Annotated in this window: 15 protein-coding genes; 4 read left to right on the forward strand and 11 right to left on the reverse strand. The window is 53.1% G+C overall.

Annotated elements, in window-relative coordinates; genetic code table 11:
• Window positions 1-60 precede the first annotated feature (60 nt).
• Entirely contained in the window at window positions 61-1,503 is a 1,443-nt protein-coding gene (gene tldD / locus BLP53_RS05530) for a metalloprotease TldD (protein ID WP_091471155.1), read from the forward strand.
• Between the two features lie 37 nt (window positions 1,504-1,540).
• Here tldD and BLP53_RS05535 read toward each other — a convergent pair whose 3' ends face one another.
• Complete coding sequence (locus tag BLP53_RS05535) at window positions 1,541-2,701, reverse strand: sugar MFS transporter (protein ID WP_091471156.1); 1,161 nt, start codon at window positions 2,699-2,701, stop codon at window positions 1,541-1,543.
• A 227-nt stretch (window positions 2,702-2,928) separates the two neighbouring features.
• Between BLP53_RS05535 and BLP53_RS05540 the strand changes: the two genes are divergently transcribed.
• On the forward strand, window positions 2,929-3,198 hold the full coding sequence (locus tag BLP53_RS05540) for a DUF2934 domain-containing protein (RefSeq protein ID WP_091471157.1): 270 nt from the start codon (window positions 2,929-2,931) through the stop codon (window positions 3,196-3,198).
• A 149-nt stretch (window positions 3,199-3,347) separates the two neighbouring features.
• Here BLP53_RS05540 and efp read toward each other — a convergent pair whose 3' ends face one another.
• The 5 genes from efp to BLP53_RS05565 form a co-directional block, all read right to left on the reverse strand.
• The gene (gene efp, locus BLP53_RS05545; protein WP_091471158.1) at window positions 3,348-3,908 is read right to left on the reverse strand and encodes an elongation factor P; all 561 of its coding nucleotides are present in this window, start codon (window positions 3,906-3,908) and stop codon (window positions 3,348-3,350) included.
• A gap of 40 nt (window positions 3,909-3,948) precedes the next feature.
• Window positions 3,949-5,052 carry an elongation factor P maturation arginine rhamnosyltransferase EarP gene (gene earP, locus BLP53_RS05550; RefSeq protein ID WP_091471159.1) on the reverse strand — a complete coding sequence of 368 codons (1,104 nt, stop codon included), beginning with the start codon at window positions 5,050-5,052 and terminating at the stop codon, window positions 3,949-3,951.
• Between the two features lie 265 nt (window positions 5,053-5,317).
• Window positions 5,318-5,932, reverse strand: coding sequence for a superoxide dismutase (locus BLP53_RS05555; protein ID WP_091471160.1), 615 nt, complete (start codon window positions 5,930-5,932; stop codon window positions 5,318-5,320).
• A gap of 29 nt (window positions 5,933-5,961) precedes the next feature.
• A complete protein-coding gene (locus tag BLP53_RS05560; RefSeq protein ID WP_091471161.1) occupies window positions 5,962-6,444 on the reverse strand; it encodes a tetratricopeptide repeat protein in 483 nt (160 codons plus the stop codon).
• Between the two features lie 10 nt (window positions 6,445-6,454).
• Window positions 6,455-7,357, reverse strand: a complete 903-nt coding sequence (locus BLP53_RS05565) for a ZIP family metal transporter (RefSeq protein ID WP_091471162.1) — start codon at window positions 7,355-7,357, stop codon at window positions 6,455-6,457.
• 226 nt (window positions 7,358-7,583) lie between these two features.
• Here BLP53_RS05565 and BLP53_RS05570 point away from each other — a divergent pair, with 226 nt between their 5' ends.
• Window positions 7,584-8,246 carry a YiaD family glycine zipper/OmpA-like lipoprotein gene (locus tag BLP53_RS05570; RefSeq protein ID WP_091471163.1) on the forward strand — a complete coding sequence of 221 codons (663 nt, stop codon included), beginning with the start codon at window positions 7,584-7,586 and terminating at the stop codon, window positions 8,244-8,246.
• Window positions 8,247-8,362: 116 nt separating this feature from the next.
• Here the strand turns inward: BLP53_RS05570 and BLP53_RS05575 are convergent, their stop codons facing one another.
• From BLP53_RS05575 to greB, 5 genes are all read right to left on the reverse strand, one after another.
• Window positions 8,363-8,755 (reverse strand): hypothetical protein, encoded by a 393-nt coding sequence (locus BLP53_RS05575; protein WP_091471164.1) that lies wholly within the window; start codon window positions 8,753-8,755, stop codon window positions 8,363-8,365.
• Window positions 8,755-9,096 carry a heavy-metal-associated domain-containing protein gene (locus tag BLP53_RS05580; RefSeq protein WP_091471165.1) on the reverse strand — a complete coding sequence of 114 codons (342 nt, stop codon included), beginning with the start codon at window positions 9,094-9,096 and terminating at the stop codon, window positions 8,755-8,757. The genes BLP53_RS05575 and BLP53_RS05580 overlap by 1 nt, the downstream gene beginning before the upstream one ends.
• Window positions 9,097-9,123: 27 nt before the next feature.
• Window positions 9,124-9,798 carry a hypothetical protein gene (locus tag BLP53_RS05585; RefSeq protein ID WP_091471166.1) on the reverse strand — a complete coding sequence of 225 codons (675 nt, stop codon included), beginning with the start codon at window positions 9,796-9,798 and terminating at the stop codon, window positions 9,124-9,126.
• 77 nt (window positions 9,799-9,875) lie between these two features.
• Entirely contained in the window at window positions 9,876-10,250 is a 375-nt protein-coding gene (locus tag BLP53_RS13645) for a DUF2946 family protein (protein ID WP_176755220.1), read from the reverse strand.
• Between the two features lie 61 nt (window positions 10,251-10,311).
• On the reverse strand, window positions 10,312-10,794 hold the full coding sequence (greB, locus tag BLP53_RS05595; protein WP_091471167.1) for a transcription elongation factor GreB: 483 nt from the start codon (window positions 10,792-10,794) through the stop codon (window positions 10,312-10,314).
• A 241-nt stretch (window positions 10,795-11,035) separates the two neighbouring features.
• On the opposite strand from greB, the gene BLP53_RS05600 reads away from it, so the two are divergent.
• Window positions 11,036-13,567 carry a methyl-accepting chemotaxis protein gene (locus tag BLP53_RS05600; RefSeq protein ID WP_091471401.1) on the forward strand — a complete coding sequence of 844 codons (2,532 nt, stop codon included), beginning with the start codon at window positions 11,036-11,038 and terminating at the stop codon, window positions 13,565-13,567.
• Window positions 13,568-13,597 lie beyond the last annotated feature (30 nt).

The following is a 13,597-nucleotide window of genomic DNA, read 5'->3' on the forward strand; positions in this document are numbered from 1 at the left end:
ACACGGCACTCTTTGCATGAAATTGATTCCAACCATTACGTTTTAACAAATTGAGCTGCTATGCAACCACTATTGACCACTGCCAATGATTTGCTCCTCCGCCCTGCCGGCCTGGACCAGGAGGCATTAAGCAAAGTCCTGTCGGGCATGATGACCCACCACATTGACTACGCCGACTTGTATTTCCAGTACAGCCGTAGCGAATCGTGGGGGCTGGAAGAAGGCCAGGTGAAATCCGGCAGTTTTAACATCGACCAGGGCGTGGGTGTACGTGCCGTCAGTGGCGAAAAAACTGCATTTGCCTATTCGGACGATATCCACCTGGACGCATTGCAGCAAGCCTCTCTCGCTACGCGTGCGATTGCCAGCCTGGGCCAGGAAAAAACCGGCCACAGCATACTGACACGCAGCCATACGCCGCTGTATATGCCGCATGACCCGATTGCCAGCCTGAGTGCCGATGCCAAGGTCAGGCTGCTGGAAAAACTGGAACGTTATGCCAAAGCGCAAGACCCGCGCGTCACCCAGGTGATGGCATCCATCGCGGCCGAGTATGAAGTCGTGCTGGTCGCGCGTAGTGATGGCGTGATGGCAGGTGATATCCGCCCGCTGGTACGGCTGTCGCTGCAAGTGATTGCCGAACATAATGGCCGCCGTGAACAAGGCAGCAGTGGCGGTGGTGGTCGTTTTGATTACAGCTATTTTACCGATGACATCCTGCAGGATTACGCCCAAAAAGCCGTACACCAGGCACTGGTCAATCTTGACGCGCGCCCTGCCCCGGCTGGCAGCATGACCGTGGTCCTCGGGAATGGCTGGCCCGGCATCCTGCTGCACGAAGCCATCGGCCACGGCCTGGAAGGTGATTTCAACCGTAAAGGCAGTTCAGCCTTCTCCAGCATGATAGGGCAGCAAGTGGCGGCCAAAGGCATCACCATTGTCGATGACGGCACCATTGCCGACCGGCGCGGCTCCCTGACCATGGATGACGAAGGCAACGCACCCCAGAATACCGTTCTGATTGAAGACGGTATTCTGCGCGGTTATATCCAGGATACGCTGAATGCCCGTTTAATGGGCATGGGCCTGACCGGCAATGCCCGCCGCGAAAGCTACGCCCATATCCCCATGCCACGCATGACCAATACCTATATGCTTAACGGCGACAAAGATCCACAGGAGATTATCAAGTCGGTTAAAAAAGGCCTATATGCAGCCAATTTCGGTGGTGGCCAGGTCGATATCACCAGCGGCAAATTCGTGTTCAGTGCGGCTGAAGCCTATATGATAGAAGATGGCAAAATCACCTACCCGGTCAAAGGGGCGACATTGATTGGGAACGGTCCGGACGTGCTGACCAAAGTGAGCATGGTAGGCAATGATATGGCGCTGGACAGCGGCGTGGGGACCTGCGGTAAGGAAGGCCAGAGTGTGCCGGTCGGCGTGGGTCAACCAACCTTGAAGATTGATGGTTTAACCGTAGGTGGGACGTCTGCCGGCTAAGCGGTTCTACCCTGTAAGCTGAAGTGGAATCTATCGACTAACGCTTGCTTCTGAATCCAAACCAAGCAATATAGCCATAGCACAGCACGGGCAGGATAAACGCGTGATGCAGGCCAACCCGGTCTGCCAGCAAGCCCGTTAACAATGGCACGATGGCGCCGCCCAGGATAGCGGTTGCCAGCAGGCCCGAGCCTTTCTTTTCCTGCCCGGCTTTCAACCCCCTGATGCCCAGCGTGAAAATGGTCGGGAACATAATCGAATTACAGAAACCGACCAGTACCATGCTGGCTATCGCGAGCGTACCGGTACTGCTCATGGAGACGACAATCAGCACCACCGAAAGCAATGCGTGGGTCATCAGCACCTTGGCTGGCGCAAATGCTTTCAGCGTAAAAATACCGATAAAGCGGCCCACCATGGCACCGCCCCAGTAGAAAGCCACCAGCAGCGCTGCAGCAGCTTCCGTGGCATGGCTGATGTCCATCACATAATTCACCAGGAAACTGCCTATCGCCACTTCAGCACCCACATAGGCAAAAATCCCGATCACACCCAGCAACAGGCCTTTTTCCCTGAGCACTTCCAGCCAGCCGGTGTTATCGACCGGGCCACTCTCCATGCCATCCAGCTGAATGCGGGACAGCACCAGCGCGATCACCACCAGCACCAGCGCAATGAAAAAATAGGGATAGACCACACCTTCTGCATGCGTGGTTCTTGCCAGTGTGGAAAGGATGAAATAGGCGCCGAAAAAGGGGGCAATAAAGGTGCCCAGCGAGTTAAATGCCTGCGCCATGGTCAGGCGTGAAGAAGCGGTTTCCTTAGGGCCTATGATGGACACGCAGGGATTGGCGGTAACTTGCAGTAACACGATACCGGAAGCCAGCACAAATAATGCACCCAGGAACAGGCCATAGGTATGCAAGGTCACAGCCGGGTAAAACAGCAGGCAACCCAGCGCCGCCAGCGCAAACCCGGTCACCATGCCTTTCTGGTAGCCGATCCGCTCGATCAGTTTGCTGAACGGAATGGATGTCAGGCCATAAGCAGCAAAAAAACAGAACTGGATCAACGCTGCCTGGCCATAACTGAGCGCAAAAATGGCTTTGAGATAAGGCACCAGGATGTCATTCAGGCAGGTGATGAACCCCATCATGAAGAACAGGACGGTCAGGGAAGTCAGTGCTTTTTTGTACATGGCTATTCAGGGATGGATAAGTAGCAACATCATATATGCAAACACTTGGGAAACGCCACCTGCAATTATCCTGGCAAATCTGCGAACTTGCCCGGTAAAGCATCCTCCAACACATGAAAATTCACATACATTTTAACGGCTTGACCTTGGGCACAAGACGCTCTTAATATATTGATCACGGGCCACAAGCCTGACCGCTTTATTCAACTCTAGACCAAGGAGATTGTATGGCAACCACCCAAAAAACGACTGAAAACGGTCGCAAGAAACCCACTGCAAAACAGGCCGCTGCCGCGAAGGCTGCCACCGCTAAAACAGAAGGCGGCAAAACCACCTCCCGTAAAAAAACCAGCCCTGCCAGTGTACCGCCCACCTCACGCGTGCAAATGATAGAAGTGGCGGCGTACTATATTGCCGAAAAACATGGCTTTGATCACCAGCACATGGATCACTGGCTGGCGGCCGAAAAAGAAATTGACCGCCAGTTGGATGCTTAGCGCATTTCACCAGGCGCAACGCTCAACCGGTTGCGTTTGCCAACCAGTGGCGTTTGATAGTGCAAAATTGCCGATGCACGGGTAATAAAAAACCCCGAACCAGTTCGGGGTTTTCTGCATATCCCTGGGAATAAATTTCCCTGGGCCTATTACTTCATCACACGGTTACGGTATTCGCCGGTACGTGTGTCGATCTCGATTTTGTCGCCCTGGTTCACAAACAGTGGCACTGGCACTTCAAAACCGGAAGCAATTTTCGCAGGCTTCATCACTTTACCGGAAGTGTCGCCTTTCACTGCTGGCTCGGTGTAAGTGATTTCACGCACCACAGTGGTTGGTAGCTCGATGGAAATTGCTTTGCCTTCGTAGAAGCGCACTTCACATGGCATACCGTCTTCCAGGTATGGCAGCGCATCTTCCATAAATTCGGCATCCACATCATACTGGTTATATTCTGCATCCATGAATACATAGGTAGGATCAGCAAAGTAGGAGTAAGTCACTTCTTTCTTTTCCAGCACAATCACGTCAAACTTGTCTTGTGCGTTGTAAACGTTTTCACTTGGCGCTTCGGTCAACAAGTTTTTCATTTTCATTTTCACCACAGCCGCGTTACGGCCGGACTTGTTGTACTCGGTCTTTACGACGACCATAGGGTCGTTGCCAATCATCACTACGTTGCCAACGCGCAGTTCTTGAGCGATTTTCATAATAAGCCTTAATTTGTATGCGGGATTTGAAAGCGCGTGATTATACCCGATGTGGGCTACATTTCTCAATAAAAATCACCAGCTTAGTCGCCAGGTCGGCTTGCTGCGACTGGCGTAACCTGAACGCCTGCGCATATTGCACAAACTGCGGCAACACGGCCAGCAAGGATTCCCAGTGGCTGGCCTGCCAGTCACCCTGTGCCCAGGCCAGCATGGCATGGCGTATGGAATGGCTGAACGATGTTTCCGCCTGTGCCAGGTAATGATCCATAAATGCATTAAGCTTCACCAGATGCGTATCTTCTGTTTGCTGGTAAGGCAGCCAGATCATGGGCTTGCCTGCCCACAAGGCACGGATCCAGCTATCTTCACCGCGTACAAAATTAAAGTCGCACAAGTAAAGCAGGCGGTCGTAATCAGTTTGCGATAAAAACGGTATCACCAGAAACTCGCATTGCTGGCGCTGGAAATGGTCACCAATCTGCAAGTCAGGCCTATCAAGCACCTGGGCCAGCATGGGGATGATGGTTTGCGGCACCAGCAAGCGCACAGGCTGGCTGGAAACTTGCAGGCTACCAATAAGCGCCGCCAGCGGCGCATGCGCGTAACAGAACAGGGACAGTGTGAGCTTGCCTGGTGCAGGCGCCAGCCCTAACTCCTGCCAGCGGGCTTGTGCCTGCAAGCCGGGTAAACTAGCCTCCCGTAACAAACCGCCGGTCGCTGCCGTAAAGCCGGGGTAAAAGAAATACCGTACCAGGCCATTGGCTTGCGGAGAAGCTTGTGCATGAAAACCTTCTACCCAATTTTCTGCCGACAGGTAATCCACATTGACCCAGGTTGATTGTTGCTGAATCATCTGTTGCTGGTACGCCTCGGGCAAGCCACAGCCAAAGGTTTCTATCACAACTGCGGCCGCCTGGGTAAAATCCGCGTGATCCGTCCAATGTTGCAAGGCGACATGCGCATGCCCTGCTCCGGCAAAACGCTCAGCCAGCGCCAGGTCATCTACCCACAAACGAATATGGAGGCCATGCTCTTCTGCCAGTTGGCGAGCCAGGCGCCAGCAGACACCGATATCACCAAAGTTATCAACGACTTTGCAGAAAATATCCCAACGGGGAACGGATGAGACGATGGCCGACATAGTGCTGGTAAGAACAGGATCAGAAGAGATGTTGTGGCTAGTGTACCTGAACTGCGAATCCGGGCTGACAGCTAATCGCTTTAATCAGCGAATTCAGAGGTGATTTCAGCCGTTTTTACCAGGTGAGTGTATATACCTTGGCAGCTGTAGAAGCACGATGCTGCATCAGGGCGAACGCCTCACGCATAAAAATATTTGGTTTCAATGCAGCTGGCATGGCACTTTTGTACCAGCCGCTATAGAGATAGGTATTTAAGTGGCTCCCTTAGGCGTTAATAGCTTCGCGCCAGCGACGTTCCACTTCTGGCCAGTTGATGACGTGATAAAACGCTGCAATGTATTCTGGACGCTTGTTCTGGTAGCGTAAGTAGTAGGCATGCTCCCATACATCCAGGCCAAGGACAGGTGTATTACCATGCATCAGTGGACTATCCTGGTTGCCACTACTTTCTACAATCAGCTTGCCTTGAGGATTCACGCTCAACCAGGCCCAGCCACTGCCAAACCGGCTGATAGCCGCTTGCGTAAATGCAGTCTTAAAGGCATCCAAACCACCCAGGTCCTTATCAATCGCACTCAACAGGTCTGCACTGGGCTGACCATCGAACGCTGGCGTCATCACACTCCAGAACAAGGTGTGATTGGCATGGCCGCCACCCTGATTACGCACAGCAGTTTGCAGTTTCTCAGGCAAGCTATCGAATCGGCGCAACAATTGTTCAACAGGCTCTTCTTCCAGGCCAGAGCCAGTCAAGGCCGTATTCAGGTTATTGATGTAAGCCTGGTGGTGGCGCTGATGGTGGATTTCCATGGTTTGTGTATCGATATACGGCTCTAGCGCGTTTACGGCATAGGGCAAGGGGGGCAGGCTGTGAGGCATGATATTTCCTTAAGGATAAATGGATAAAATTAATGCACACGAGAGGTCGGCCCGTTGATCGGGAGCGATAGTTGCATGCTGACGTTCGTTCGGGCCAGGCAGGCTTCCACCAGGGGACACACACGTGGATCCTGATTTTGTGCCTGCGCAAATTGTGTCAGTGCGGCAAAGGTTTCGCGTTGATGCCGGCATGCAGCTTCCCGCAGGGCAGGCTCGGTGGCAGGATGCTGAATAGACAGCACCAATCTTTCGTGCACCATGCATAGCGTATCGGCGGCTTCATGGCTGCGACCAAGGCGTTGCTGGGTATCTGCCAGATTGAGGTAGCTGACTACCAGTGCCGCGACGGCATCATCCGGTGTGCCCCACTCTTCAAAATACTGCAGCAGCATGCTGCGCGCATGCTCATAACAGGCGAGCGCCTGAATGTAGGCATTGGCATGGAAATAGGCGTTTCCCTCATGCGTCAGGGCTTTCCAGGTTTCATAAAAATCTGTTTGTTTATTTTGCATGTTGAATTACTTACGCCAGGGCAGTATCAAGCATCATCATCAGCACAAAGCCGACCAGCAAACCAGTGGTCGCGAACTGCTCATGCCCTTGACGATGTGACTCCGGGATGACCTCATGACTGACAACGAATAACATTGCACCCGCGGCAAAAGCGAGCCCCCAAGGCAATAACGGCTGGCTATACATCAATGCGGCAGCACCTAGTACAGAAGCCAACGGCTCCACCAGGCCGGAAGCGGCGCCAAGGAATGCGGATTTCCATTTGCCCATCCCGACACTGCTAAGCGCAAGGGCCACAACCAGCCCCTCCGGCACATCCTGGATGGCAATGCCGGTCGCCAGGGCAGTGGCACGTGCAGCATCAGTCCCTGCTGCGGATACGCCGATTGCCAGGCCTTCAGGGATGTTATGCATCACGATCGCAAACACGAACAACCATAATCTGCGGATACGTTGTGGATTTTCAGTCCCGGCACCGCCAAAGAAATGTTCGTGTGGTAACTTACGTTCCAACAGCATCAAGCAGCCTGCGCCTAACAATATGCCGGCACCGGTGATCAGGGAGGCACCCCAAGAGCCATGCCCCTGCTCCTGGGCCGACTGTAGTGACGGAATAATCAGCGAGAAACTGGTCGCCGCCAACATCACGCCCGCGCCAAAACCAAGCAAGGTGTCATGTATGCGACGGCCTGGCGCACGTGTCACCAGCATAGGCACAACGCCCAGCGCAGTGGCCAGCGCAGCAATCGAACCGGAACCCAGGGCGATGCGCAAGGTCGGCTGGCCAGCAATCAGCTGCCAGGCTTCAGCTAAGAAAAATACAATACCAGCCGCGCCTAACCCGTAGCCGAGGGCACGCCAGCCAACACTGGCAGCTAACCTAATACTGTTTTTTCTGGTAATAGAATTCATCTCTTTTTAATCTTTCATTCGTGCGGCATACATCATCAGGAAAAATAGTGTGCCTTAATATTATAAATACGAATCATTATTATTCGCAATAATTATAATGCGTTTGCTTTTATGTAGAATATGACCGAGTACCTGCAAATAAATTTGATACGCATCGCTTTATGACTGAACTTAGTCTGAGTATGTAAGACCAATCTGAGTCATCCCCACTTTCCAGGAGAATAATATGCATAAAATAATGACCACCTCTCTGTTAATCGCATCACTGGGCCTGTCCGGTTGCGCGAACATGAGCGAAACCCAGAAAGGTACAGCTAAAGGTGCTGGTATTGGTGCGGCTGCGGGTGGCGTCGTCGGCGCACTGGCTGGCGGAGGTAAAGGCGCTGCGATTGGTGCAGCCATTGGTGCTGGCGCAGGGGCCATTGCCGGTAATGTCTGGTCCAAGAAAATGGAAGCGCAGAAACAGGAAATGGAACAGGCCACTGCCGGTACAGGCGTAGCCGTCACCAAAACCGAGAACAATCAGCTCAAACTCGAGATCCCCAGCGACATTTCATTTGATAGCGGCAAAGCCAATATCAAGCCCAACTTCCGCGCCATCCTGGATAAATTCGCTACAGGTTTGCAAAGCAACCCAGCTACACGCGTCACTATCATTGGCCATACCGATAGCAGCGGTTCTGATGCCGTGAATGACCCATTGTCAGTCAACCGTGCCGCCAGCACACGTAGTTACCTGGTAGATCGCGGCGTGGCGATCAGTCGCATCACCATTGATGGCCGCGGCTCACATGAACCCGTGGCCGCCAACGATACGGAAGCTAACCGAGCAAAAAACCGCCGCGTAGAGATCTTTGTCGCTGAACCCGAACCTGCACCAGCGAACTAATAGCGCTTTGCAATGAACAATAGCCGACTTTACGTCGGCTATTGTTATGTTGACCTGCCCATTTCAATCCCTGCTTGAAAGAGGCTGGCTTTTGCGGGCAAGCTAATCAGCGAATACTAGTCAATGAATAATGGCGCAACAAACGCAAAGAAAGCGCCTACCAGAAACAACATCACTGACAACACATAAATCCACGCGCTTTGTCTGCGTGTTTTCATACATAGTGCGGCCAGCTGGGCGTCTGCCGGGCAAGGCAATAAACGTGCACGCCATTGCAATGCCCCAGCCAGCAGCAGCATGATGGCTGCTAGGCCAAACACCAGTGGCTTATGCTCGCTGATCCAGATCAGCTGTGGAAAATGGCTAATCAGGCTGGTCAAGGTGGCGACTGAACCAATCGCCACCAGCGTTGCAGGCAAGGCGCAGCAAATCAGCGTAGAACCGCTGGTGAACAATGACAGCAGATTCACTCGTTTACTGGCTTGCAAATGGTTGATTTCTGCCGCCATCACTTGCCGCCTGCTTTCCCTGCGCTGGCAATGCCTGCCTTTATTGCCTCTGCCGTCTGGTTCACACGCTCCAGCTTGCCCACTGAATAACCGGCATCCTGAATCACCTTGCTAAATGCCTCATTTGAAACATCCTGGCCGTCTTTTAACTGGAAGGCCACTACCCGGCTTTTCAAGTCAACAAAGGCAGCCTGTTTTTGTGGCAAGGCATTGAGTTTTTTCTCTATGCCTTTGGCACAAAACGCGCATACCATGCCATTGACTTCAGCCTTGATGGTGGTGACGGCAAAAGCCGCAGGCGTGATAGCAGATAACATCAAAGTCACTAATAGTTTTTTCATGGCAATATCCTTTAAAAATCAAATGGGTTAAAACACAAACATGGCATTCAGGCGCGGCGCAAAGCCTTCGCCCTGCCAGGGGTTGGTCACACCAAATTCAAGAAAATAGTTTTTATTGATCAGGCGCAGTGCCGGCGTTAGTTGCAATCCGGGGTCATTGTTACGCATGGTCTTGGCCTCAATCACAAACCATGGCTGCGTTTCATCAAAGCCGGTTTCATAAAACGAAAACCCGGCCTGTACTGCCGCCGTGTCATAGTTCATGTTTGGCGCACGGATCATGCGGGCCTTGGCCAGAAAATACAGCCGCGTGGACTCCATATCAAATTGCAGGCCGGGTGTATAGGCAAAGCCGTCATACAAACCGCTGGCTTGACCGGCGCTCCCGTTAAACCAGAGATTGGCCTGGGCAGCCGGCATATTCCAGCGCTTGATCAGGCCGGTATAGTGGATGCCGGTAATGGTTGTTGCGCGCTCCCCCTTACCTGACATACGCATCTGCTCCACGCCGATGGCATGCCCCAGGGTGGGCGAATAATTCAACATCCACTCCTGGTTGTAGCGGCCGATTTCGGTCATCAGCATGGCACTGTCTTCAAACCCCATCAATGCTGCCGCGTGAACCGGCAACACCGTTTGGCTTAGAAGAAAACTGCCCAGTGCCAAGATAGTAAAAGGTGCAACGTGATGTTGCTTGAACATAAAGCCTCCATATTCAGTCTGGAAAAACTATCTAACAAACTTGTTTAACAAATCCGGGGACGGAATTGTCCTGTGTGTTAGCTGAATATGGGCGGTTTGATGGCAGGTGGGTAAGTTTGCGAGTGCACAGGGGCGGCTTCAAACAACGGGGCCGCCGCCGTCTGTGCAATGATGGAAACGTGAGGAAAGGTGTCTAAATGGGCAACACCGGTACTGGCCATGCAAAAGCCGCATACCGTGCAATGATGGCTGGCGGGCGCATGGTGGTCAGCGGCCTGTTGCTTCTCCTGCTGATCACCTGCCATGTGATGGCAAGGCATTTCGGCCTGGTGCGGCTGGGCAACACTGCTCCATGCCTGCTCTGCGAGCGCCATTTGCAGGGACATGACGTTGGCGGCCATGACGAAGCATGGCAACCAGCAAATCAGGAACAGGCAAAGGCGTTTTCGCATACAGGTCATAAGATAAAGCCAAAACTGGATTAGTTCAAGCCAGCGCGCGTATTTTAAAGTTTTATTCGTAACGGATATCGATAATTTCATATTCGGTGTCTGCGCCTGGCGTCACCACACGGATCGTATCGCCCAGGTTCTTACCCAGCAATGCTTTTGCCATTGGCGACACCCAGGAAATATAGCCCTGCGCCGGATCCAGCTCATCCTGCCCGACAATGCGGATGATCATTTCGCCATCATCCGCCAGGTTAAACAGCGTCACCCAGGCGCCAAAATAGACTTTTTCGGTATTGGTCTGCGTGCGGCTGTACACAATCTCTGCCGCATCCATACGCTTGGTCAGGAAACGGATGCGTGAATCAATCTGCCGCAAACGTTTCTTGCCATAAATATAATCGCCATTTTCACTGCGGTCGCCATTGCCTGCGGCCCAGCTGATCACCTTGACCAGTTCGGGCCGCTCGCTTTTCACCAGCTGCTGGAATTCCTTTTCCAGCGTGGCATAGCCTTCCGGCGTAATGTAATTTTTTTGTTCAGCCATTCAATACTCAACCTGCCCGGTTCCGTCGCTTTTCAATGTACACCCCGCATCATACAACGCCTTGCTACCGCTGCCATCCCTGAGCAGCCCGCTGGCGCCGTATATGAACTTTTTATGAAGTTTTTTTTAAAACGCTCAAGTGCCCTTCTTTTTATACGTAATGCAACTTGTACGTTGCGTGACATGCAACATCATCACGGCGTACGGCTATTGGTTTATCACGCATTATCCAGAGGAATTCATGAAAAAATCCATCGCTCACCTGAATGTCGGTACCCGCTTGTTTTTGGGATATGCCTTGCTCATTCTATTCACTGCTTTCATTTTTGCTATCGCCTGGCGTGGCTTCAACCATATTCATCACACCTGGCAGCATTTCGAGAACATCAACCTGGTCAAAAGGACACATATTGAAAACGCCAGCAAAGGGCTGGGGGATGGCGTACACCATTTCAAGAACTATATCCTGCGCGGCGGCCGTGAAGCGACCAAGTTCCGGCAAAGCATGGATGATATTGAGCAGGCGATGGCAGCCTACCAGGCGGCAGGGGAGCTCAACCAGCAGGAAAAGGATATTTTAGGCAATATTGCCCTCGCCGTTTCTTCCTACCGCACCGCTATTACGCGCAGCGAAGAACTGAAAAACGAAGGCATGGGTGCGACCGAGATAGACGCTTCGGTGAAAGGTGCAGACAAGCCTCTCAGCCACTCGCTGCGGCTGCTGATGGACATGAATATTGCCGGCGTCACCGATGCCTCGGGGCAATTTTCATCCACCATTGCCAGGGCTAACAAGCAGATTAAAGTAGCGCTGGCCATTGCAGTGGTCATCGCGATGCTGATTGCCTGGAAAATGACACGCTCGATTACCCGTCCGCTGAACCAGGCGCTGAATATGTCCCACCAGATTGCCAACGGTGAATTCCTCCCGCATGCGCCGCCTGCCCGCCATGATGAAACCGGCCGTTTGCTGCATGAAATGCACCGCATGCAATCGACCATCCAGCGCATTGTGCAAGCCCTCAACGAGATGTCTGCCCAGCATAGTGCCGGCCTGATTGATTACCGTATCGACAGCCAGCAGTTTAATGGCGCTTACCAGCACCTGACTGAAGGCATCAACCAGATGGTGGAAGAACATATCGTGGCGCAGGCCAAGTCCCTGCAAGTCGTGACCGCTTTTGGTCAGGGCGATTTCAACCGGCCACTGGAAGCATTCCCGGGCCAGCGCAGCTATATTAATCAAAGCATAGAGCAGGTCCGCCAGAACTTTAAACGGTTGATGGAAGACGTGAATACCCTGTCCCACGCGGCTGCACTGGGGCAACTTGCTACCCGCGCAGATATTGCCCGTCACCACGGAGAGTTTAAGCAGATTGTGGCCGGTTTTAACCAGACCCTGGATGCGGTGGTCGAACCATTGCAAACGACGGCGCGCTACCTGGACGAAATGGCTGCCGGCCATATTCCTACCCTTATCGAAGAACATTTCGTCGGCGACTTTAATCTGATGCAAACCAGCCTGCAGCATTGTGCTGCCGCCATTCACCAGTTGATTGCCGATGTACACCATCTGGCGTCCGATGCACAACAGGGCAAACTGGATACCCGTGTCAATATAGACGCGCATGCCGGTGATTTCCGCCAGATTATCCAGGGCATCAACCAGACACTGGATGCCGTGGTTTCACCGCTGCATGTCGCTGCCGATTGCGTCAAGCGGATTGCTGCCGGTGATATTCCCAACCCTATCCAGAATGAATACCATGGCGATTTTGAAGTATTGATCGACAATCTGAATACTTGTATTGATGCGGTCAACCGCCTGGTAGATGACACGCGCCAGATTGCTGGCGAAGCCCAGCAAGGCCAGCTTTACAGCCTGGTCGATGTCACTACCCATACAGGGGATTTCAGGGAGGTCCTGCAAGGTTCGCAGGAAATCCTGCAACGTATGATCGCCCCTATCCAGACCGTCAAGATAGCCGCCGAAACCATTCATGTCGCCGCTGCCGAAATCGAGAAAGGCAATAATGATCTTTCCCGCCGCACCGAAACGCAAGCCAATGCCTTGCAGGAAACATCCGCCAACCTGGAAACCCTGACCAGCCATATCCGGCAAACTGCCGAACACGCCCAGCAAGCCAACCAGCAGGCCAGCCAGGCCAACCAGATGGCACTGCAGGGTGGCAAGGCATTCAGCGCCCTGACGGCCACCATGCAGGCGATTAATGCCACCTCGGCACAAATTGAACAGATTACCGGCGTGATTGACAGTATTGCGTTCCAGACCAATATCCTGGCCCTGAATGCCGCGGTAGAAGCCGCGCGTGCCGGTGAAGAGGGGCGCGGCTTTGCCGTGGTGGCCGGCGAAGTCCGCAACCTGGCCAAACGCTCGGCTGCCTCGGCCAAGGAAATCAAGGAACTGATTGCTGCCTCCGTCACGCAAACCAGTGCCAGTGCCAAACAGGTCTCGCTGGCCGGCCAGACCATGCAGGAAATCGTGGGGGCAGTACAACAGGTCTCGCAGAGCATTCAGGCGATTTCCGAGGCTTCCAACCAGCAAAGCAGCGGCCTGGAACAGATTTACGAATCCATGACCTCGATAGATGAAACCACGCAGCAGAATGCGGCGCTGGTAGAAGAAGCGGCCGCCGCGGCAGAAAGCCTGCTGGAACAGGTGGACACGCTGGTCACATCGGTCAACCAGTTTAAAATCCGGGAACAGATGCAGGAACGTGGCAGACAGGAACATTTACGCCTGATTGCCTGATCCACATCCCATGGTAGTACAAAAAAAATG

Origin of the sequence: Methylophilus rhizosphaerae (assembly GCF_900100975.1) — a bacterium.
Taxonomy (GTDB): Bacteria; Pseudomonadota; Gammaproteobacteria; order Burkholderiales; family Methylophilaceae; genus Methylophilus; species Methylophilus rhizosphaerae.